This window comes from Streptomyces sp. NPDC012888, assembly GCF_042900645.1.
GTDB lineage: Bacteria > Actinomycetota > Actinomycetes > Streptomycetales > Streptomycetaceae > Streptomyces.
In genome coordinates, this window is record NZ_JBIBBM010000001.1 from 119,836 (window position 1) to 138,851 (window position 19,016).

18 protein-coding genes are annotated in these 19,016 nt (G+C 74.2%); 12 read left to right on the top strand and 6 right to left on the bottom strand.

From position 1 onward, the window contains the following. Positions 1-150: 150 nt before the first annotated feature. A complete protein-coding gene (locus tag ACFY61_RS00525; RefSeq protein ID WP_389464951.1) occupies positions 151-528 on the bottom strand; it encodes an ArsC/Spx/MgsR family protein in 378 nt (125 codons plus the stop codon). Between the two features lie 142 nt (positions 529-670). Here ACFY61_RS00525 and ACFY61_RS00530 point away from each other — a divergent pair, with 142 nt between their 5' ends. Continuing rightward, complete coding sequence (locus ACFY61_RS00530) at positions 671-925, top strand: hypothetical protein (protein WP_389464954.1); 255 nt, start codon at positions 671-673, stop codon at positions 923-925. Positions 926-1,026: 101 nt separating this feature from the next. Here ACFY61_RS00530 and ACFY61_RS00535 read toward each other — a convergent pair whose 3' ends face one another. Further along, a complete protein-coding gene (locus ACFY61_RS00535; protein WP_389464957.1) occupies positions 1,027-2,178 on the bottom strand; it encodes a PP2C family protein-serine/threonine phosphatase in 1,152 nt (383 codons plus the stop codon). A gap of 89 nt (positions 2,179-2,267) precedes the next feature. Here ACFY61_RS00535 and ACFY61_RS00540 point away from each other — a divergent pair, with 89 nt between their 5' ends. The 3 genes from ACFY61_RS00540 to ACFY61_RS00550 all read left to right on the top strand — a co-directional run bounded on the left by ACFY61_RS00540 (position 2,268) and on the right by ACFY61_RS00550 (position 5,324). Next, positions 2,268-2,975: a VIT family protein gene (locus ACFY61_RS00540; protein WP_389464959.1), complete on the top strand. Its 708-nt coding sequence runs from the start codon at positions 2,268-2,270 to the stop codon at positions 2,973-2,975. Positions 2,976-3,010: 35 nt separating this feature from the next. Further along, positions 3,011-3,901 carry a TIGR01777 family oxidoreductase gene (locus tag ACFY61_RS00545; RefSeq protein WP_389464961.1) on the top strand — a complete coding sequence of 297 codons (891 nt, stop codon included), beginning with the start codon at positions 3,011-3,013 and terminating at the stop codon, positions 3,899-3,901. A 175-nt stretch (positions 3,902-4,076) separates the two neighbouring features. Continuing rightward, positions 4,077-5,324 carry an FAD-dependent oxidoreductase gene (locus tag ACFY61_RS00550; protein WP_389464964.1) on the top strand — a complete coding sequence of 416 codons (1,248 nt, stop codon included), beginning with the start codon at positions 4,077-4,079 and terminating at the stop codon, positions 5,322-5,324. A 562-nt stretch (positions 5,325-5,886) separates the two neighbouring features. On the opposite strand, the gene ACFY61_RS00555 is transcribed toward ACFY61_RS00550, so the two are convergent. Further along, positions 5,887-7,353 carry a regulator gene (locus ACFY61_RS00555; protein ID WP_389464966.1) on the bottom strand — a complete coding sequence of 489 codons (1,467 nt, stop codon included), beginning with the start codon at positions 7,351-7,353 and terminating at the stop codon, positions 5,887-5,889. Between the two features lie 159 nt (positions 7,354-7,512). Here ACFY61_RS00555 and ACFY61_RS00560 point away from each other — a divergent pair, with 159 nt between their 5' ends. The 5 genes from ACFY61_RS00560 to ACFY61_RS00580 all read left to right on the top strand — a co-directional run bounded on the left by ACFY61_RS00560 (position 7,513) and on the right by ACFY61_RS00580 (position 10,729). Beyond that, entirely contained in the window at positions 7,513-7,755 is a 243-nt protein-coding gene (locus ACFY61_RS00560; RefSeq protein ID WP_389464967.1) for a hypothetical protein, read from the top strand. Positions 7,756-7,808: 53 nt separating this feature from the next. Continuing rightward, positions 7,809-8,609, top strand: a complete 801-nt coding sequence (lipB, locus tag ACFY61_RS00565; RefSeq protein ID WP_389464970.1) for a lipoyl(octanoyl) transferase LipB — start codon at positions 7,809-7,811, stop codon at positions 8,607-8,609. A gap of 110 nt (positions 8,610-8,719) precedes the next feature. Further along, positions 8,720-9,673, top strand: a complete 954-nt coding sequence (gene lipA, locus ACFY61_RS00570) for a lipoyl synthase (protein WP_389464973.1) — start codon at positions 8,720-8,722, stop codon at positions 9,671-9,673. Positions 9,674-9,822: 149 nt separating this feature from the next. Further along, positions 9,823-10,020, top strand: a complete 198-nt coding sequence (locus ACFY61_RS00575; RefSeq protein WP_389464976.1) for a hypothetical protein — start codon at positions 9,823-9,825, stop codon at positions 10,018-10,020. 10 nt (positions 10,021-10,030) lie between these two features. After that, positions 10,031-10,729, top strand: a complete 699-nt coding sequence (locus ACFY61_RS00580; RefSeq protein ID WP_389464979.1) for a DUF4191 domain-containing protein — start codon at positions 10,031-10,033, stop codon at positions 10,727-10,729. A 142-nt stretch (positions 10,730-10,871) separates the two neighbouring features. On the opposite strand, the gene ACFY61_RS00585 is transcribed toward ACFY61_RS00580, so the two are convergent. After that, entirely contained in the window at positions 10,872-11,339 is a 468-nt protein-coding gene (locus tag ACFY61_RS00585; protein WP_389464981.1) for an RDD family protein, read from the bottom strand. A gap of 186 nt (positions 11,340-11,525) precedes the next feature. On the opposite strand from ACFY61_RS00585, the gene glnA reads away from it, so the two are divergent. After that, on the top strand, positions 11,526-12,935 hold the full coding sequence (gene glnA / locus ACFY61_RS00590; protein ID WP_389464984.1) for a type I glutamate--ammonia ligase: 1,410 nt from the start codon (positions 11,526-11,528) through the stop codon (positions 12,933-12,935). Positions 12,936-13,051: 116 nt separating this feature from the next. After that, entirely contained in the window at positions 13,052-16,948 is a 3,897-nt protein-coding gene (locus tag ACFY61_RS00595; protein WP_389464986.1) for an ATP-binding protein, read from the top strand. On the opposite strand, the gene ACFY61_RS00600 is transcribed toward ACFY61_RS00595, so the two are convergent. Next, a complete protein-coding gene (locus ACFY61_RS00600) occupies positions 16,945-17,613 on the bottom strand; it encodes a TetR/AcrR family transcriptional regulator (RefSeq protein ID WP_389464988.1) in 669 nt (222 codons plus the stop codon). The genes ACFY61_RS00595 and ACFY61_RS00600 overlap by 4 nt on opposite strands. An 85-nt stretch (positions 17,614-17,698) precedes the next feature. On the opposite strand from ACFY61_RS00600, the gene ACFY61_RS00605 reads away from it, so the two are divergent. After that, positions 17,699-18,457 carry an SDR family NAD(P)-dependent oxidoreductase gene (locus ACFY61_RS00605; RefSeq protein WP_389464990.1) on the top strand — a complete coding sequence of 253 codons (759 nt, stop codon included), beginning with the start codon at positions 17,699-17,701 and terminating at the stop codon, positions 18,455-18,457. Positions 18,458-18,490: 33 nt separating this feature from the next. On the opposite strand, the gene ACFY61_RS00610 is transcribed toward ACFY61_RS00605, so the two are convergent. Next, a complete protein-coding gene (locus tag ACFY61_RS00610) occupies positions 18,491-19,009 on the bottom strand; it encodes a DUF4240 domain-containing protein (protein WP_389464993.1) in 519 nt (172 codons plus the stop codon). Between the last annotated feature and the right edge of the window lie 7 nt (positions 19,010-19,016).

Consider the following 19,016-nt stretch of genomic DNA (forward strand, 5'->3'; position numbering starts at 1 on the left):
CGGATTGGTCGGCGGGGCTGGTGGTGCCGGCGGGGCCGGATCGGTCGGCGGGGCCGGATGGGTCGGCGGGGCCGGATGGGTCGGCGGGGCCGGATCGGCCGGGGGTGGGCGTTGCCCGCGCGGGCCGGGCCGGGCGGGCCGGCGGGGTGGCTAGGCGCCGGGCCCGGTCGTGCGGGACAGGGCTTCGCGGACCGCCTCCTCGGAGCGGGCCACCAGCGCCGTGCCGTCGTCCGCCGTGATGATCGGGCGCTGGATCAGCCTGGGGTGCGCAGCCAGGTGCGCGATCCACCGGTCCCGCGCCGCCTCCTCGCGCGGCAGCTCTCGTACACCGGTCTCCTTGGCCAGCGCGTCCGAGGTGCGCGTGATCTCCCAGGGCTCCAGCCCCAGCCGGTCCAGCACCTCCCGGATCTCGGCCTCGTCGGGCACGTCCTCCAGGTACCGGCGGACGGTGTACTCCGCGCCCTCCGCGTCCAGCAGTTCCAGCGCGCCGCGGCACTTCGAGCACGCGGGATTGATCCAGATCTCCATGCCCCCAGCCTAGGCGCCGGGACGTGACGCCCGCGCCGCCGCACCGCCCCGCACCCGTCCTGGCCAGGGGCTTTTGTCAGTGCCCCCCAGTAGAATCGAGAACAGCACGACAGGACGCCAACTACCGTTTGGGAGGCTGTAGATGGCCGCTGCCGCGATCGTTTCCGCGCCGCGCAGGAAGCCCCTGCCGGCAGGACTGCCGCGCGAGTGGTACGAGTCCCACAACCGCCGGCTCAAGGCCATGCGCCTGGCCATATGCCTGCTCGACTCCGGCACGTACGACGCCGAACGCGCCACCAACCGCAAGATCCGGACCATGGCGGTGCGGACCGGGATCCGCCGGCCGTCCAACACCACCTGCCGGATGGTCCGCGCGCTGATCCGCGAAACGCACTGACGCCACCCCGCCACCCGCCACAGCGCCCGCCCACCCGTGGCGGGGCCGCGCCCGCACCGGCGCCGGCCCCGCCACGGCCGGCCGGCCGTGGCGGCGGACCGTCAGACCGGCGAACCGGCCCCGTCCGCGCCGGTCCCGTCCGCGCCCGCCCCGTCCGCGCCGCCCTCGTGCGCGGGAGGGACCGACAGGGCCAGCAGGGCCACGTCGTCCCGCGGCCCGCCGTCCGTGAAGGCCGCCAGGTCCCGCCACACCTCCGCCACCAGCACCGCCGGCGACGCCCGCGGCGGCGCCACCACCGGGACCCGCCGCAGCAGCGGGTAGAAGAACCCGGAGGCGTCCCGCGCCTCCGTCACGCCGTCGCTGTGCAGCAGCAGCCGGTCCCCGGCCCCCACCGGCAGGTCGACCACCTCCGGCGGCTCCAGGCCCGCCAGGCCCAGACCCAGCGGTGGCCCCGGCTCCACCCGGACCTCCTCCACCGACCGCCCCCGCAGCAGCAGCGCCGGAGGATGCCCGCAGGACACCACCCGCACCAGGCCCCGCCCCGGCGGGAACTCCAGCAACAGGGCCGTCGCGAACAGCTCGGCGTTGTCCACCCCAGCCGAGTCCTGCACCAGCCGCCGGTCCAGCCGCGCCGCCACCGCCCCCAGCTCGGGGTCGTCCAGCACGCCCTCCCGGAACGCGCCGAGCAGGCCCGCGACCGTGGCCACCGCCGCCAGCCCGTGCCCCTGCACGTCCCCGAGCACCGCCCGCACCCCGAACGGCCCGGCCCGTACGTCGTACAGGTCGCCGCCGACCAGCGTGCCCCGCTGCGCCGCCCGGTACAGCCCGGCGCAGCGCACCCCGCCGACCACCGCCGGCACCGGCGGCAGCACCGCCAGCTGGGCCGCCTCCGCGACCGTGCGCACGCTCACCAGCTGGGCGTCCCGGCGCCGCCGCACCCAGGCGATGACCACGCTCAGCAGGCCCACCGCCGCCACCGTCGCCAGGTCCGTGCCCTCCGCGCGCCCCACCCCCAGCGCCGACACGCCGAGCAGCACCAGCACCGCACCGCCGAAGACGGCCGTCCCCGCGGCCCCGTACGCGAACGCGGCCACCGGCGGCAGCCCCGCCAGGAAGAAGCCCAGTTCCACCGTGCCCGGCGTCGCCCACTGCGCCAGCACCAGCACCACCAGCGCGACCACCGGCGCGATCCGGGCCCAGCGCGGCGGGGGTGCCCCGCGCAGCCAGCCAGGCTCCTCGCGTCCGCGTCTCACCCCTCCACCCTGGTGCCCCCGCCGGGCCCGCGCACCCCGGACCGCCCCCACGGGTGGCCACCGGCGCCCGCCACGGCCACAGTGGTCCCGTGACGGAGCACACCGTGGACGGCGGGTCGCGGAGCGGAGCCATCAGCACCCGCCTCAACTGGCTGCGCGCCGGGGTGCTCGGCGCCAACGACGGCATCATCTCCACCGCCGGTCTGGTCGTCGGCGTCGCCGGCGCCACCACCTCCCGCGCCTCGATCCTCACCGCCGGCGTGGCCGGGCTGCTCGCCGGCGCGCTCTCCATGGCCGCCGGCGAGTACGTGTCCGTCAGCTCCCAGCGGGACTCCGAACGCGCCGCCCTCGACGAGGAGCGCCGCGAGCTCGTGGAGGACCCGGAGGCCGAGCTCGACGAACTCACCACCCTCCTGGCGGAGCGCGGCCTCAGCCGCGACGTGGCACGGGAGGCCGCCGAACAGCTCACCGCACGAGACGCGCTGCGCGCCCACGCCCGCGTCGAGCTCGGCATCGAACCCGACGAACTGGCCAACCCCTGGCACGCCGCCCTGGCCAGCCTCACCGCCTTCACCATCGGGGCACTGCTGCCGCTGCTCGCCATCGTCCTGCCCGAGCCCGCGCACCGGGTGCCGGTCACCGCCGTGGCCGTCCTCGCCGCCCTCACCGTGTGCGGCTACACCAGCGCCCGGCTGGGCGGCGCGCCGGTCCCGCGCGCGATCCTCCGCAACGTCACGGGCGGGGCCCTGGCCATGGCCGTCACCTACGCGGTGGGCACCTGGCTCGGCGCGGGCTGATCGGCGGGCGCGCCGCCCGTTGGCAGTATGGGCACATGCGGATCGCGGTCTCCGGCTCGACCGGACTCATCGGCTCGGCCCTCGTCCGGTCCCTGCGCGCCGACGGTCACCAGGTGGTGCGCCTGGTGCGCCGCCCGCCCCGGGCCGCGGACGAGGCGCGCTGGGACCCCCGCGGCGGCCACGCCGACCCCGGCGGGTTCGCCGGCTGCGCGGCCGTGGTCAACCTGGCCGGCGCGGGCGTGGGCGCCCACCGCTGGACCGCCGCGTACAAGGAGGAGCTCCGCGCCAGCCGGGTCGAGGGCACCGCCGCCCTGGCGCGGGCCCTCGCCGGGGCCCCCGAGCCGCCGGAGGTGCTCGTCAACGCCTCGGCCGTCGGCTACTACGGGGACACCGGCGACCGGGTGGCCGAGGAGGACGGCCCGTCCGGCGACACCTTCCTCGCCTCGGTGTGCCGGCAGTGGGAGGCGGCCGCGGCCCCCGCGCGGGAGGCCGGCGTACGGACCGTGTTCGCGCGCAGCGGGCTGGTGGTGGCGCGCGAGGGCGGGGCCTGGGGCCGGATGTTCCCCCTCTTCCGGGCGGGCCTGGGCGGGCGGCTCGGCGACGGCCGCCAGTGGTGGTCGTACATCGCGCTGGCCGACGAGGTCGCCGCGCTGCGGCACCTGCTCGACACGCCCGCGCTGTCCGGGCCGGTGAACCTGTGCGCCCCCGGCGCGCTGACCAACCGTGAGGTGACCGCGGCGATGGGCCGGGTGCTGCGGCGGCCGACCCCGTTCCCGGTGCCGGCGGCGGCGCTGCGGCTGGCGCTGGGGGAGTTCGCCGGGGAGGTGCTGACCAGTCAGCGGGCCCGGCCCGCCCGGCTGCTGGAGTCCGGCTTCGTCTTCCGCCACCCGGGGATCGACGGGGCGATCCGGGCGGCGCTGGCCTGACACCCCGCGCGACCGTGTGCGACCGTACGTGCCCCTGATGCGCCCCCGGTGCGACCGAGTTGCATCGGACGTACGACCGAATCTGACCGTAATTCCTGGGCTTCAGTCGGGTATTCCTGGAGCCCCGTTGGGGAAAGAGGACCAGACAAGCCGCGCCGACCTCGGGGAGGGGCACGTGCTCAGCAGCGCACACCATGCGGACGTCGTCATTGTCGGAGCCGGGGTCTCGGGACTCGCGGCGGCGCACCACCTCACCGCGGCCGGGGTCTCGGTCACCGTCCTGGAAGCCGGGGAGGGCCCCGGCGGCAGGATGGCCACGGCGGAAACGGCGGACGGGTTCCGGCTGGACCGGATCGGCCAGCTGCTCAACACCGCGAACCCGGAACTGGACCGCACGCCCGGCCTGGAGGACCTCGTCCTGCGGCCGTTCGCCCCGGGCGCGCTCATCCACACGGAGGACGGCAGGCAACTGCGGGCCGGGACGCTGACCCCGGTGCGGGCGCTGGCCGGCCGCTCCCTGGAACAGGCCCGGCTCGGCGCGGCCCTCGGCCGGCTGGCCGCGCTCCCGGCCGAGCGGATCCTCGCCCGGCCGGAGCGCACCGCCGCGGCCGCGCTGCGGGTCCGCGGCGCGGGGCTGCTGCGGCCGCTGCTCGCCACCCTGCTGTGCGACCCGGACCTCGGCACCTCCAGCCGGGTCGCGGACCTCGCCCTGCGGTCCTTCGCCCGGGGCCGGCTCGCGGTGCCGGAAGGCGGTGCGGCCACGGTGCCGCGGCTGCTGGCGCAGACCCTGCCGCCGCCGGGGGCCGTACTGACCGGGGTCCGGGTGCGCTCGGTCTCCGTCAACGCGGTGACCACCGAGGAGCACGGCGTCTTCCGCTGCCGGTCGGTCCTGCTGGCCACGGGGGCGCGGGCGGCGGCGGAACTCCTGCCGGGGCTGCGGGTGCCCGGCTTCCACCAGGTCACGGTCCTGCACCACGCGACGCCGCAGGTCCTGCCGTCGGACGGCTCGCTGCTCCTCGACGGCGATCCGCGCTGGCCGGTCGCGCACACCGCGGTCGTCAGCGCGGTCGACCCGACGCGGGCGCCGGCGGGACGCTCGCTGGTCACCACCACGGTGCTCGGGCCGCCACCGCCGGCCCGCACGGTGGCGGCGCGGCTGGCCCGGCTCCACGACACCGCGACGCGCGACTGGGAACTCCTGGCGGTGCACCACACGCCGGAGGCGGTGCCGGCGATGCCGCCGCCGTACGACCGGCGCCGGCCCGTGCGGGTCCTGTCCGGGCTCTACGTGTGCGGGGACCACCGGGACACCAACACGGTGCACGGCGCGCTGTGCTCGGCGCGGCGGGCGACGGCGGCGGTCCTCCGCGACTTCGGCATCCCGGCCCCCACCACCCCCCCAGCCGTCCCGGCCGCCGCCTGACCGGGCCCCGGCGCGCCGCACGTCCCCGGCGGCTTCGTGGGGCGCTGCCCCACACCCCGCGCCTCAATCGCCGGCGGGGCTGGTTGTGGCGCAGCCGCCGCGCGCCTGTCGGGCGGGGCCGGGCGTTCCAGCCCGAGCGGCGTTTGAGCGGGCCGGGCCGGTGGCGCCAGGTACGTGCCCGGGGGCTTCGCGGGGGCTCGTGGGGCGCTGCCCCACACCCCGCGCCTCAATCGCCGGCGGGGCTGGTTGTGGCGCAGCCGCCGCGCGCCTGTCGGGCGGGGCCGGGCGTTCCAGCCCGAGCGGCGTTTGAGCGGGCCCGGCCCGTGGCGCAGGGTACGTGCTGGCGGGGCCGGGCGTTCCAGCCCGAGCGGCGTTTGAGCGGGGCCCGCCGGAGGCGCCGGGGACGTGGCCGGGCGGGGGCGGTCAGTCGCGCCGGGGCCCGCCCAGGCCCGCCCAGGCCCGCCCAGCCGCGCCCAGGCCCGCCCAGCCGCGCCCGGGCCCGCCCGGAGCGGCGTCCCGGCCCGGCGCGGTGCGGCGGGGACCGCCCCGGCCCGGCGGGGGGTCAGGGCAGGGCGGAGACGCGGTCGCGGTACTGGCGGACCGGGGCCGCGTCGCGGTACGGCTCGAGGCGGCGCTCGAAGTCCCGGACGTACTCCACCGCCCGGACCGACCGCATCTCCATCGCCTGCTGCGCCGCCTCCGCCCCCAGCGCACACGCCTGCTCCAGCTCCCCCAGCCCCAGCCGCGCCGTCGCCAGCACCACCCGGCAGAACAGCCGGGACCGGGCGTACCCCGGCGCGCGCAGCTGGAGCGAGCGCTCCGCGTGCTGGGCCGCCGCCCGGTACTGCTGGAGGTCCCTGTGGCAGTGGCCGAACTCGTCCGCCAGCTGCCCCTCGTCGAAGGCCCGCGCCCAGTGCGGCACGTCGTCCCCCGGCCGCGCCGCGCCCAGTGACCGCTCGGCCCGGACCAGCGCGGCCGTCGCCGCCCTGACCTCGCCGAGCACCGCGTGCCCCCGCGCCTCCGCCGAGTGCAGCAGCGCCTGCACGACCGGCGGCGGACCCGAGCCGATGCCCTGCTGGGCGACCCTGGCCAGCTGCACCGCCTCCCGGCCGTGCCCGAGGTACACCGCCTGCCGGCTCATCGTGACCAGCACGTACGCCCCGTACGGCCGGTCCCCGGCCGCCTGCGCGAGCCGCAGCGCCTGCACGTAGTACCGCTGGGCCAGCCCGTGCGCCGCGATGTCGTACGAGGTCCAGCCGGCCAGCCGGGTCAGGTCGGCCGCCGCCGCGAACAGCCGCCGGCCGGTGGTCTCCCCGTACGTGCCGCGCAGCATCGGCTCGGCCTCGTGCTCCAGGTACCGGACCAGGGCCTGGCGGGCGTGCCCGCCGCCGTACGCGTGGTCCAGGGTGCGGAACAGCTCCGCCACCGACCGCAGCGCGGCGATGTCCCCGGCCGTCACCCGCTGCCCGGGCCCGCGGTCGATCTGCCGCTGCCGCGGCACGGACGGCCGCCCGCCCTGTACGGGGACCCGCGCCCCCGCCGCGGCCGCCCCCGCCGCCACGGCCGCCGCCTCCCCGCGGCCGACGCGCTCGTCGGCCCGCCCGATCAGCCAGTCCCGGCTCGGCACCACCAGCCCCGCCGGCGTGAACGCGATCTTCCGCAGCTCGGCGTGCGAGCCGGAGTCCTTGCGCCACAGCCCGCTCGCGATGTCCACCGCCTCCTCGGGCGTGGCCGCGAACTCCAGCCCCGCGTAGACCGGCGCGCAGGCGTCCAGCCCCAGGTCCTGTGCCGACAGCCGGCGGCCGAGCCGCCGCGTGAACACCTCCGCGATCAGCGCGGGCGTGGTGCCGCGCGGCTGCTGCCCGCGCAGCCACCGCGTCACGGAGGTCTTGTCGTACCGAAGGTCCAGACCGTGCTCCAGGCCGAGCTGATCGACGCGGCGCGCCAGTCCGGCGTTGGAGAATCCCGCTTCAGCGATCAGCGCCGCGAGCTGCCGGTTGGGCACGCGCTGCGCAGGTCGTTCCGTCATCTGCTTCCACGGTCTCCCGGAGTGACGGACCGGTCACCCGGCCCAGCGAACGGCGTGAATGTAGCGGCGAACCCCGCCTTCTCCGCCCGCTCTGCCCCACATTCATCCGATCGTGTGCAGAACCGGCTTGGCTCTTTACTGCGGCTACGCTCCCGGGTCATGGAAGCCAATCCGGAGTCGACGGCCCCGCTCCCGGCGCCGGAGCTGACCGAGGCCGAGTGCCGCCGCTGCGGCACGCTGATCGCCGGGCTGGACGGCCGCTACGCGTGCGGGGTGTGCGGCTGGGTCAACGACCACTCCGAGGGGCACCGGAGGCTGCCGCGCGCGGACGAGGACCCGGACCGGCCCCGCCCGCCAGGGGCCCGCAGACGGCGGAACCGGACCCCGCCGTACCCTTGCTGAGTGCGATACGTGCATACAGCAGGTTCAGCGGGTTTCAACGAGGAGGCGCTGCGGTGACTGAGCTGCGGTTTGTCCGCCTGGGCTTCGGCCCCGGGGCGGTCGAGTACACCGAGGCCTGGGAGGAGCAGCGACGGGTGCACGCCGCCCGCTTCGCGGACGAGGTCCCGGACACCTGCCTGCTGCTGGAGCACCCGCCGGTCTACACCGCGGGCCGCCGGACCGCCGACAACGAGCGCCCCCTCGACGGCACCCCCGTCGTGGACGTGGACCGCGGCGGGAAGATCACCTGGCACGGCCCCGGCCAGCTGGTGGGCTACCCGATCATGAAGCTGCCCCGGCCGGTGGACGTCGTCGCCCACGTCCGCCGCCTGGAGGAGGCGCTCATCCGCACCGCCGCCGAGTTCGGCCTGGAGACCACCCGCGTCGAGGGCCGCAGCGGCGTCTGGGTCCTCGGTGACCCGGTCGAGCAGCGCCCCGCGATCGGCGGCCTGTCGCTGGACTTCGACCCCCGGCTCACCGACGAGGAGTTCGACCCCCGCCTGAACGGCCCCGAGTACGCCCCGTCCAACGCCGGCCAGCGCCGCGAGGACCGCAAGCTCGCCGCCATCGGGATCCGCGTCGCCAAGGGCGTCACCATGCACGGTTTCGCCCTGAACGTGAACCCGGACAGCACCTGGTTCGACCGGATCATCCCCTGCGGCATCCGGGACGCCGGTGTGACCTCGCTCTCCGCCGAGCTGGGCCGCGAGGTCACCATCGAGGAGGTGCTGCCGGTGATCGAACGCCACCTGAGGGACGTGCTGGAGCACGCCGACCTGCGGCCCCGCGACATCGAGGCCGTCCCCGGCGCCTGACGGCCGGGGAATGCGGCCGGCCCCCGCCGGGTTGGCCGACGTAAGAGCGTACGAAATTACGGGCGTACCCTGGTGGGCGCCGAGGAATCGAAAGTCACAGGGAGCCGGTCGTGTCCGCAGTAGCACCCGACGGACGCAAGATGCTGCGCCTGGAGGTCCGCAACAGCCAGACCCCCATCGAGCGCAAGCCCGAGTGGATCAAGACGCGGGCGAAGATGGGCCCCGAGTACAAGGCGATGCAGGGCCTCGTGAAGAGCGAGGGCCTGCACACCGTCTGCCAGGAAGCCGGCTGTCCGAACATCTACGAATGCTGGGAGGACCGCGAGGCCACCTTCCTCATCGGCGGCGACCAGTGCACCCGGCGCTGCGACTTCTGCCAGATCGACACCGGCAAGCCGGAGGCCCTGGACCGGGACGAGCCGCGCCGCGTCGGCGAGTCCGTGGTCACCATGGACCTGAACTACGCCACCATCACCGGCGTCGCCCGCGACGACCTGGCCGACGGCGGCGCCTGGCTGTACGCGGAGACGGTCCGCCAGATCCACCAGCAGACCGCCGGCCGCGAGGGCGGCCACACCAAGGTCGAACTGCTGGCCCCCGACTTCAACGCCGTCCCGGAGCTGCTGGAGGAGGTCTTCGCCTCCCGCCCCGAGGTCTTCGCGCACAACGTAGAGACCGTCCCGCGGATCTTCCGCCGGATCCGCCCCGGCTTCCGTTACGAGCGCTCGCTGGAGGTCATCACCAAGGCCCGCGAGTACGGCCTGGTGACCAAGTCCAACCTGATCCTGGGCATGGGCGAGGAGCGCGAGGAGGTCAGCGAGGCGCTGCGCGACCTGCACGGCGCGGGCTGCGAGCTGATCACCATCACCCAGTACCTGCGGCCGACCCCGCGGCACCACCCCGTGGAGCGCTGGGTGAAGCCGGCCGAGTTCGTCGAGCTCGCGCAGGAGGCCGAGGAGATCGGCTTCTCCGGCGTCATGTCCGGCCCGCTGGTCCGGTCCTCCTACCGGGCCGGCCGCCTCTACGGCCAGGCGATGGAGAAGCGCGCCCAGGCCGGGGCGTAACCGCGGCGATGCCCGACGCGGCCCCTAGGCTCCCCCGGGGGCCCAGGGGCCGCGTCAATTTTTCATCACCGTTTGACCGACCGGACACGCCCTGGTAACACCTCACAGTGATGATGGCTTCACCGAGAGAGAACCGAGAAGGGATCCTCATGCAGGCCGCGCCCGTCCGCGCCATCGCCATCCCGACCCTTGCCGAGGCCGTCCGCGGCATAGAGTCCCTGCTCATCCGGGGTGCGCGCCGCAACGCCTGGTCCGCGGTCCTGGAGGACCGGCGCCGGGCCAAGGACCGGGTCGAAACCGAACACGTGCTGGAGGCCGTGGCCACCCGGTCGCCGCGGGCCACGTAAACTTCGCTACATGGCGAGGAAGTCGAACGCAGACACTGCTGCGAACCCCGGGCGATTCAAGCAGATCGCCCTGACGTACAAGATGACCCGGAAGGCCGACCCCAAGATCGGTCTGATCATCGCGGGCGTGGCCCTGGTCACCTTCGGTGTCTTCCTCGCGATCGGCTTCCTGATCGGGCATCCGGTCTACCTGGGCATCCTCGGCTTCCTGGTCGCCTTCCTCGCGTCGGCGATCGTCTTCGGCCGCCGCGCCGAGCGGGCCGCCTTCGGGCAGATGGAGGGCCAGCCGGGAGCGGCCGCCGCCGTCCTCGACAACGTGGGCCGCGGCTGGACGACCACCCCGGCCGTCGCGATGAACCGCAGCCAGGACATCGTCCACCGCGCGGTCGGCAAGGCCGGCATCGTGCTGGTCGCCGAGGGCAACCCGAACCGGCTCAAGCCCCTGCTCGCGGCCGAGAAGAAGAAGATGGCCCGGATCATGCCGGACGTCCCGGTGCACGACGTCATCGTCGGCACGGGAGAGGGCCAGGTCCCGCTGAAGAAGGTCCGCACGACCCTGCTGAAGCTCCCCCGCGTCCTGGCCGGCCCCCAGGTCACCCAGGTCAACGACCGGCTGCGGGCCATGGGCGACCTGATGAGCAACATGCCGCTGCCGAAGGGTCCGATGCCGAAGGGCATGCGGATGCCGCGCGGCGGAAAGATGCGCTGACCGGCTTCCCGCTCCGGCCGCTCCCGCGGCTTCCCGTATACGAGACGAGTGAGCGCCCCGGACCACCGGTCCGGGGCGCTCACTCGTTTCCGTCTCACGTTCCGGCGTTCACGGATGTGACACGTCCGACCCCGGCCGAGCCTCAGATCCTGACCTGGACGGCACGGCCGAGACGGTCGTGCAGACCGCGCCCGTCACGGTCCCAGACCAGCGCCGGGACGACCAGGGCGAGCAGCAGGGTCCGCACCACGACCCGGAAGAAACCGAGCCTGCCGCCACCCTCGGCGACCACCCGCAGACCCACGATCCGCTTGCCCGGGGTGAAGCCCACCGTGCCGACGGTGAGGACGCTCAGGGCCAGGAACAAGGGCAGCGCCCAGTTGCCGGCGGCCACCCAGTCCCGGCCCGTGATGAGGCCGTACGCGATGAGCTGGCACGCCGTCCAGTCGATGACGACGGCTCCCAGCCGGCGTCCGAACCGGGCCACGGAGCCGGGTCCCTGCTGCGGCAGACCGAGCCGCTGGCCCGGATAGCCGAAGTCGACGCCCATGTCCTCGGCGGCCGCGCGGGGGCCGGAGAGCCAGGATCCGATTGCTTGCCTGTTGTCCACCCGACCACGGTACCGGGGCCGCTTGCCGTGCCCCGGCGGGGGACCCTGGTTAACTTGTGCGAAACAAATGGGTCATGCTTGAGAAATCCCGCCTGCTTATGGTCGGGTCAGCGTGCGGCACCGCACTGACGCGCCACGAGCTATACAACCCGTCCCTCCCAGGAGGTCGGGAGTAGGAGGAGTTGGATGTTCCAGAACGCCGACGACGCGAAGAAGTACATCGCGGACAACGACATCAAGTTCGTCGACGTCCGGTTCTGCGACCTGCCCGGTGTGATGCAGCACTTCACCATCCCGGCTGCGGCGTTCGACCCGACCGAGGAGCTCGCCTTCGACGGCTCCTCGATCCGCGGCTTCCAGGCGATCCACGAGTCGGACATGGCGCTGCGCGCCGACCTGTCCACCGCGCGCCTGGACCCGTTCCGCCGCGACAAGACGCTGAACATCAACTTCTTCATCCACGACCCGATCACGGGCGAGGCCTACAGCCGCGACCCCCGCAACATCGCGAAGAAGGCCGAGGCCTACCTCGCCTCCACCGGCATCGCCGACACCGCGTACTTCGGCCCCGAGGCCGAGTTCTACGTGTTCGACAGCGTGCGCTTCGCCACCTCCGCGAACGAGGGCTTCTACCACATCGACTCCGAGGCCGGCGCGTGGAACACGGGCTCCCTGGAGAACAACCGCGGTTACAAGGTCCGCTACAAGGGCGGCTACTTCCCGGTCGCCCCGGTCGACCACTTCGCCGACCTGCGCGCCGAGATCTCCCTGGAGCTGGACCGCCAGGGCCTCCAGGTCGAGCGCCAGCACCACGAGGTCGGCACCGGCGGCCAGGCCGAGATCAACTACAAGTTCAACACGCTGCTCGCCGCCGCCGACGACCTGATGCTCTTCAAGTACATCGTGAAGAACGTCGCCTGGCGCAACGGCAAGACCGCGACCTTCATGCCGAAGCCGATCTTCGGTGACAACGGCTCGGGCATGCACGTCCACCAGTCGCTGTGGCAGGGCGGCGACCCGCTCTTCTACGACGAGGCCGGCTACGCGGGCCTGTCCGACACCGCCCGCTACTACATCGGCGGCATCCTCAAGCACGCCCCGTCGCTGCTCGCCTTCACCAACCCGACGGTGAACTCGTACCACCGCCTGGTCCCGGGCTTCGAGGCCCCGGTCAACATGGTGTACTCGCAGCGCAACCGCTCCGCGGCCATGCGCATCCCGATCACCGGCTCGAACCCGAAGGCCAAGCGCGTCGAGTTCCGCGCCCCGGACCCGTCCTCCAACCCGTACCTGGCCTTCTCCGCCCTGCTGCTGGCCGGCCTCGACGGCGTCAAGAACAAGATCGAGCCGCTGGAGCCGATCGACAAGGACCTCTACGAGCTCGCCCCCGACGAGCACGCCCAGGTCCCGCAGGTCCCGACCTCCCTGGACGCGGTCCTCACCGCCCTGGAGAACGACAACGAGTACCTCCAGGCCGGCGGTGTCTTCACCTCCGACCTGATCGAGACCTGGATCGACTACAAGCGCACGCACGAGATCGCCCCGATCGCCCAGCGCCCGCACCCGCACGAGTTCGAGCTCTACTTCGACCTCTAAGCCGCGCCGCGCACCCGCGCCTGACTCACCCAGCAAGGGCCGCCGCCCCGGTATCCGGGACGGCGGCCCTTCGCCGTGTCTAAGGTTTCCCCAACCGGGGGAGAGGGGCGGGGCGGGTGGAGCAGGGCACCGGCGGCGGCCGGGACGGCGTGCGCAACCAGGTCACGGGCAACGCCTCGATCGGCATGCTGATCCAGACGCAGTCGCTGGGCGGCCTCTCGGTCTCCGGCCTGACCGCCGGATCCGGGACCGACCCCGCAGGGGGAAGCGACGACCCCTGGGTGCGCCAGGTCGCCGGCTCCCCGGTGTGGCAGCACGTACCGTCCGTCCGGGACACCCATCGCCCGAGGCGGCAGGCCGCCGCCGTGGCCGCGGCCCTCGGGGAGGCACGCGACCGGCTGGAGCCGTTGCTCGCGGACGACCCCTGGCGCGATCCCGGGGTCGCGGGCCGGTTCCTGGAGCGGACCGAACTCCTGCTGGGCGATCCGGCCGACTGCCCGCGGCCCCTCGACCTCTACCCGGCCGAGGCCTCGCTGCTCGTCCTGCTGCCCTTCCTGCACCGCGTCCACTACCTGCGGCTGGCGGCCCGCCTACGGGACGGGGTCCGACCCTGGAGCCTGCGGCCCGAGGCCGGTGCCGGGCCCGAGCGGCACGCGTTCGAGAGCTTCGTCGGGGAGGGCGAGGCGCTGGTGCAGCGGGCCCTGCGGAACCCGGAGCACGAGGCGCAGGTCGGCTGGTGGCTGTTCCACCGCCGGCTGATCCAGCACGCCGAGTTCGCGGACGCCGGGCAGGTGCTCGGGTTGCTCGACGAGCTCGGCGCACCGGCGGCCGCCCTCGGTGACGTGCTCACCGCCGACCGGGTGTCCACCCTGCTCCAGGGGCTCTGGCGCGGCCCGGACGTCTGCCACACCGAGTTCCTCGGCCGGCTGGCCGCGGACGAGGGCATCCGGGCCGGCGCCGGGCACGAGCAGGTGCGCGAGCAGCGCCTGATGCTGATCGCCGCGCTCGCGTACGGGATGTCGGTGGAGATGGCGACGCTTCCCGAGATCGTCGCCGAGCACCTCGCCGTCCCGCAGGCCGTGGACCTGGACGAGCTGCGCGTCACCCTCGACGGCATGCACTGGGGCGGCCCCGTGGATCTCCGGGTGCTCAAGGCCTCGTGTCACCACGAGGCGGTGGTGGAAGGGGTCGGCGCCCACGTCGCCCGCGCGGACGAGCTGCTCCACGCGGTCCGCCGCACGGTCCGCGAGCGGATCACGCACCCGGTGCCCCCGCTGCCCACCCGGCTCTCCGCCGACGGCGTCGTCCCGACGGGCAGCGCTTTCGACGGCTACGCCCGCTTCCGCAGCGACGGGCGCCGCTTCCGGGACCTGGCGATGGGCATCGAGCTGTACAAGGACCGGGACCTGGCGGTCCGCGAGCTCTACCAGAACGCGCTGGACGCCTGCCGCTACCGGCAGGCGCGCAGTCGGTACCTCGCCCGGAAGCGCCCCGTTCCCGGTGAGGAGGAGTACGCCGGGCAGATCTGCTTCGAGCAGGGTGTCGACGAGGGCGGTGCCTACCTCCGGTGCACGGACAACGGCGTCGGCATGGGCGAGTCCGAACTGCGCGGTGTCTTCGCCCAGGCCGGCGCCCGGTTCGCGGAGCAGCTGGAGTTCAAGCAGGAGCGGGCGGCGTGGAGGGAGGTGGAGCCGCCGGTCACCCTGTCCCCCAACAGCCGGTTCGGCATCGGGGTGCTCAGCTACTTCATGCTGGCCGACGAGATCACCGTCGAGACCTGCCGGATGGGCCCGGACGGCCGCCTCGGTCCGGACTACCGCGTCTCGATCTACGGCCCCGGACACCTTTTCCGCATCCACCGCGAGACCGAGGCGGGCCGGAAGCCCGGAACGACGATCACGCTGAGGCTGCGCCCGGACGTGGTCCCGGACCACTGGTCTTCGGTGGCGGTCCTGAAGCGGCTGCTCGCCATCGCGGAGTTCGACACCACGGCCACGGAGAGCGGTGGCCGGACGGAGCGGTGGCCGGCCGGCGAGCTACGGGAGCGCAGTGGCCGCTTCGGCCGCCCGGCGGAACTCCGCTACGTGGCGCACGGCTGGCTGCGCCCCTGGCGGGAAGCACCCGAGGGGGTGGACGTGGTCTGGTGCGAGGACGGCGGTGCGCTGCTCGTGGACGGTCTGGTCGTGGAGCCGAAGGTGCGCAGTGGCGTCCTCGCGTCCGGTGGCGGCGGCCCGAGGGGCGTGGTGGTGAACCTCTCCGGCCAGTGGTCCCCGGAAAGGCTCTCGGTGGACCGCAGGCACGTACTCGACGACGTCGCGCCCCTGGTGCGCAAGTTGCTCGAGCAGGCTGCGGGCGTCCTGGCCGAGGGGGCGCCGCCCTCGTTCGAATGGCTTTGCGCCGTGGCCCAGCACAGCACTGCGCTGGGCGACCTCGCCGTGGGGGCCGTGCTGGCGGGCGGCGGGGACGTCTCCTATCGCGGCATGCGCTTCGGAGCGGACGGCACGGGGTTCTTCCCGGCGGACGCGACGCTGTTTCCCGACGAGCCCACCGGTAGGTGGTACGACAGCTATCCGGACCTGTCCAAGCCCCGCAACGTTCCCGACCATGTCTATCTGTGGCGGCTCCTGGCACGCCGCCCGGCCGGCCCCCTGGAGGCCGTGGCGCGGATCTGCCCGGAGGTCCTCACGGCCGGACCCGTACGCGAAGCGATCCTCTCGGACCAGGTGCTGCTCCTGACCACCGAAGGGCCGGAGAGTCTCCGCCAGGTGGCGGAGCTCGCAGTGGACTTCGGCACCGACTCCCGTCAGGTGGCGCACCGGTTGACCGGACTGGGTTTCCCGTTCGACCCCCGCGACTGGGATCCCGATGCCCGGCTGACGCCGGACGACGCCGTCGCGTTCGAAAGCGGCTACGACAAACAGCGTCCGCTGACGCCGACACAGCTGATGAACGTGACGCAGCGACGCGACGTGGCGGCGATCGCCGCCACCATCCGCCGGTTCGGATACCAGGTCCCCGAGGAGGTCGTACGACTCGTCGAGGCGGCGCAGCGGGAACCAGTGCTGTGGCACGACCCCGCGCAGAGGTACCAGGGCATGATCCGCGTCGACGTCCCCGTGCCGGCCGGCCATCTGGTCAGGGCCGGCCTCGCCCTGGGCCTTCCGGTGCGGGAAGTGCGTCGGCGGCTGGAGGCCCACGGTCTGCGGGTCGACACCGGCCCGCTCCCCGACCGGCCCTCCCACGAGACGGCACTGCTGCTCAGCAGGGACGGGGACGGCCGGCCTCCCTGGCTGGACCGCACCGGGCCCCCGCCACCGGGCCAGGTCCTCCGGGCCGCGGAGGAGCTCGGCATCACACCGGGCGAGGTGTGCGCCCGGCTCACCGACCTGGGCTTCGTACCGCCCGCGCCGTTGCCGGCGGACGCCTCCCCCGCTGACCTCGACGTGCTGTGCAGGCCACACCTCTGCCTGGACCCCGGTGATCCGCTCCGCTTCGACCACGTCCTGGACGACGCGACGGGCCTGGAGCACGTCCGCGAGCGGATCACGCGGCTGCGGGCCTACGGGTTCACGGTGCCGCTGGTGGTGCCGGCCAGGCCGAACCTGCTGGACCAGGAAGTGCTCGGGCCCGAGAGCCCGCTCCGGTGGTGGTTCGGCAGCACGATCGGCGAACCGGTGCCGCTCGCCCACGTGCTCGTCGCCGCCGAGCGCTTGCGCACGACCCCCGCGGTCCTCACCAGGCGGCTCCGCTCGTACGGGGTGCGGGTCCGCCCCGAGGCCCTGCCGGCGGGGCTGTCGGCCGGCGAGGCCCTGCGGCTGGTGTCCTCCGACGAGCTCGCCCGCGACGAAGCCCCCGACGTGGAGGACTTCACCCTCCACTACCTGCACCGCGTCGCCCACCGCACCGGCCGGAGCATCACCGAGACCGCCTCCCTGATCCGGCAGCTCGGCGTCGCCGTCCCGGATCCCGCCGAGACGGTCCGGGCCGCCCTCGCCCGGGTCCCGCGGCCCTAGGGCCGGCCAGGGGCCAGGATCGACATGCCGCGGGTCAGTTCGCGGAGGGAGTGGACGGCCAGGTCGGCGGGGGAGGCGGGGCCCGACGGCGGGGTGTCGGTGGTGGACCAGACCTCCAGGGAGACGCGGATGGCGTCGGTGGCGGCCGCGGCCAGCAGGCGGACCTGGAGGGGGTCGGCGGACGGGCCCGCCAGGTGGGCGAGGATCGGGACCAGCGCCTCCTCGGAGTCCTGGTTGACCCGGTACCAGACGGCCCGCAGGGCCGGGTCACCCTGGGCGGCGCGGAGCAGGGAGCGGGCCCAGCCCAGGCCCTCCGCGAGGGCCACCGGGCCGGTGAGCGAGCGGGTCACGGCGCGTTCCAGGGCCTCGGCGAGCGGTGTGCCGGGGGACTCCTCGGCCAGGAGGGCCCGCCACTCGGCGCCGCCGCCGGCCAGCAGCGGGGCGACCGCTTCCTGCTTGTTGCGGAAGTAGCGGTAGAAGGTGCGCAGCGCCACGCCCGCGCGGTGGGCGATGTCCTCGGCGGTGGTCGCGTCGGGGCCGCGTTCGGCGAAGAGCTCGCACGCGGCCCGTGCGATGTCGAGCTGGGTCGCGGCCTTGCGGCGCTCGGTCAGCGACAGCGCGGTGCCGGGACCGGGCTGCGGAGAGTACGGACGAGGGGAGTTCACGAGGGAAGGGTACTCCGGACGCCCAGGACAATTGCCGCCATTGTCACTCTGGCAAATCGTGCCATCCTCTCGGTACGCTCCGCCCATGAACCGTTACGAAGGACGTCGCGTCCTCATCACCGGCGGCGGCTCCGGCATCGGCCGCGCCACCGTCCACCGCATCCTCGCCGAGGGCGGCCGGGTGCACGCCGTCGACGTGAACGAGGCCGGCCTCGAGGCCACCGCCGAACAGGCCGGGGACGCGGCCGGCCGGCTGACGACCGCCGTGCTCGACATCTCCGACGAGGCCGCGGTCCGCACCGGCGTGGCCGCCGCCGCCCGGGCGCTCGGCGGGCTCGACGTACTGGTGAACGCGGCCGGCGTCCTGCGGTCCGAGCACACCCACAAGACCACCCTGGAGCTCTGGAACAGGATCGTCTCCGTGAACCTGACGGGCACCTTCCTGATGGTCCGGGAGTCGCTGCCCGCGCTGCTGGCGGGTGACCGGCCGGTCATCGTGAACTTCAGCTCCACCTCCGCGTCCTTCGCCCACCCCTACATGGCCGCCTACGCGGCCACCAAGGGCGGCATCCAGTCCATGAGCCACTCCCTGGCGGCCGAGTACAGCAAGCAGGGGCTGCGCGTGGTCTGCGTGGCGCCGGGTTCCATCGAGAGCGGCATGACCAGCGACCCCGGCCTGCCCGAGGACACCGACTGGAGCCTCTTCGCCAAGCTGGCCCCCGCCATCGGGCAGGGCTTCGCCGGCCCGGAGACCGTCGCGGGCGTGGTCGCCATGCTCGGCTCCGAGGACGGCGCCTTCATCACCGGCACCGAGATACGGATCGACGGCGGGACCCACTTCTAGGCCGCCCGTCCGCGACGCTCGCGCGACTTGGCACTACTCCCGGAAGCGGGACCAGAGCCGGGGGAACCGCTCCGCCAGGACGGCTTCGTTCTCGAAGTCCAGCGGAGCGCCCTCCGGCTCGGCCGGCTGCACGGGGATCCCCAGGTCCGGCGCCACCACCCCGGTCAGCTGCTCGTACGCCTCGTCCGCCGCATAGCCCAGCTCCTCCCCGTCCCCGTCGATCTCCTCGTCGAACTCGGGCAGGAGCTCGGCCAGTTGGTCCGGGTCGTGGACGGCCCCCTCGAACACCTCCCGGCCCTGGCCGATCAGCCAGCACCGGAAGTAGTCGAACGCGTCGTCGCTGGCCCCGTCGAGCAGCACCCACGCCGCGCCCCACAGGTCCCAGGTGTACGCGCGGTTGTAGCGGGACTCGAAGTGGCGGGCGAAGTCGAGGACGGAATCCGGATCGAGCTGCGCCAGCCGGTCCACGAGCAGCTCGGCATGCTCCTCCGGGTCGCCCTCCGCGGCCTCGCGGGTGCGGTCCACGATCTCCCAGAACTCCGTCTCGTCCATCACGGCT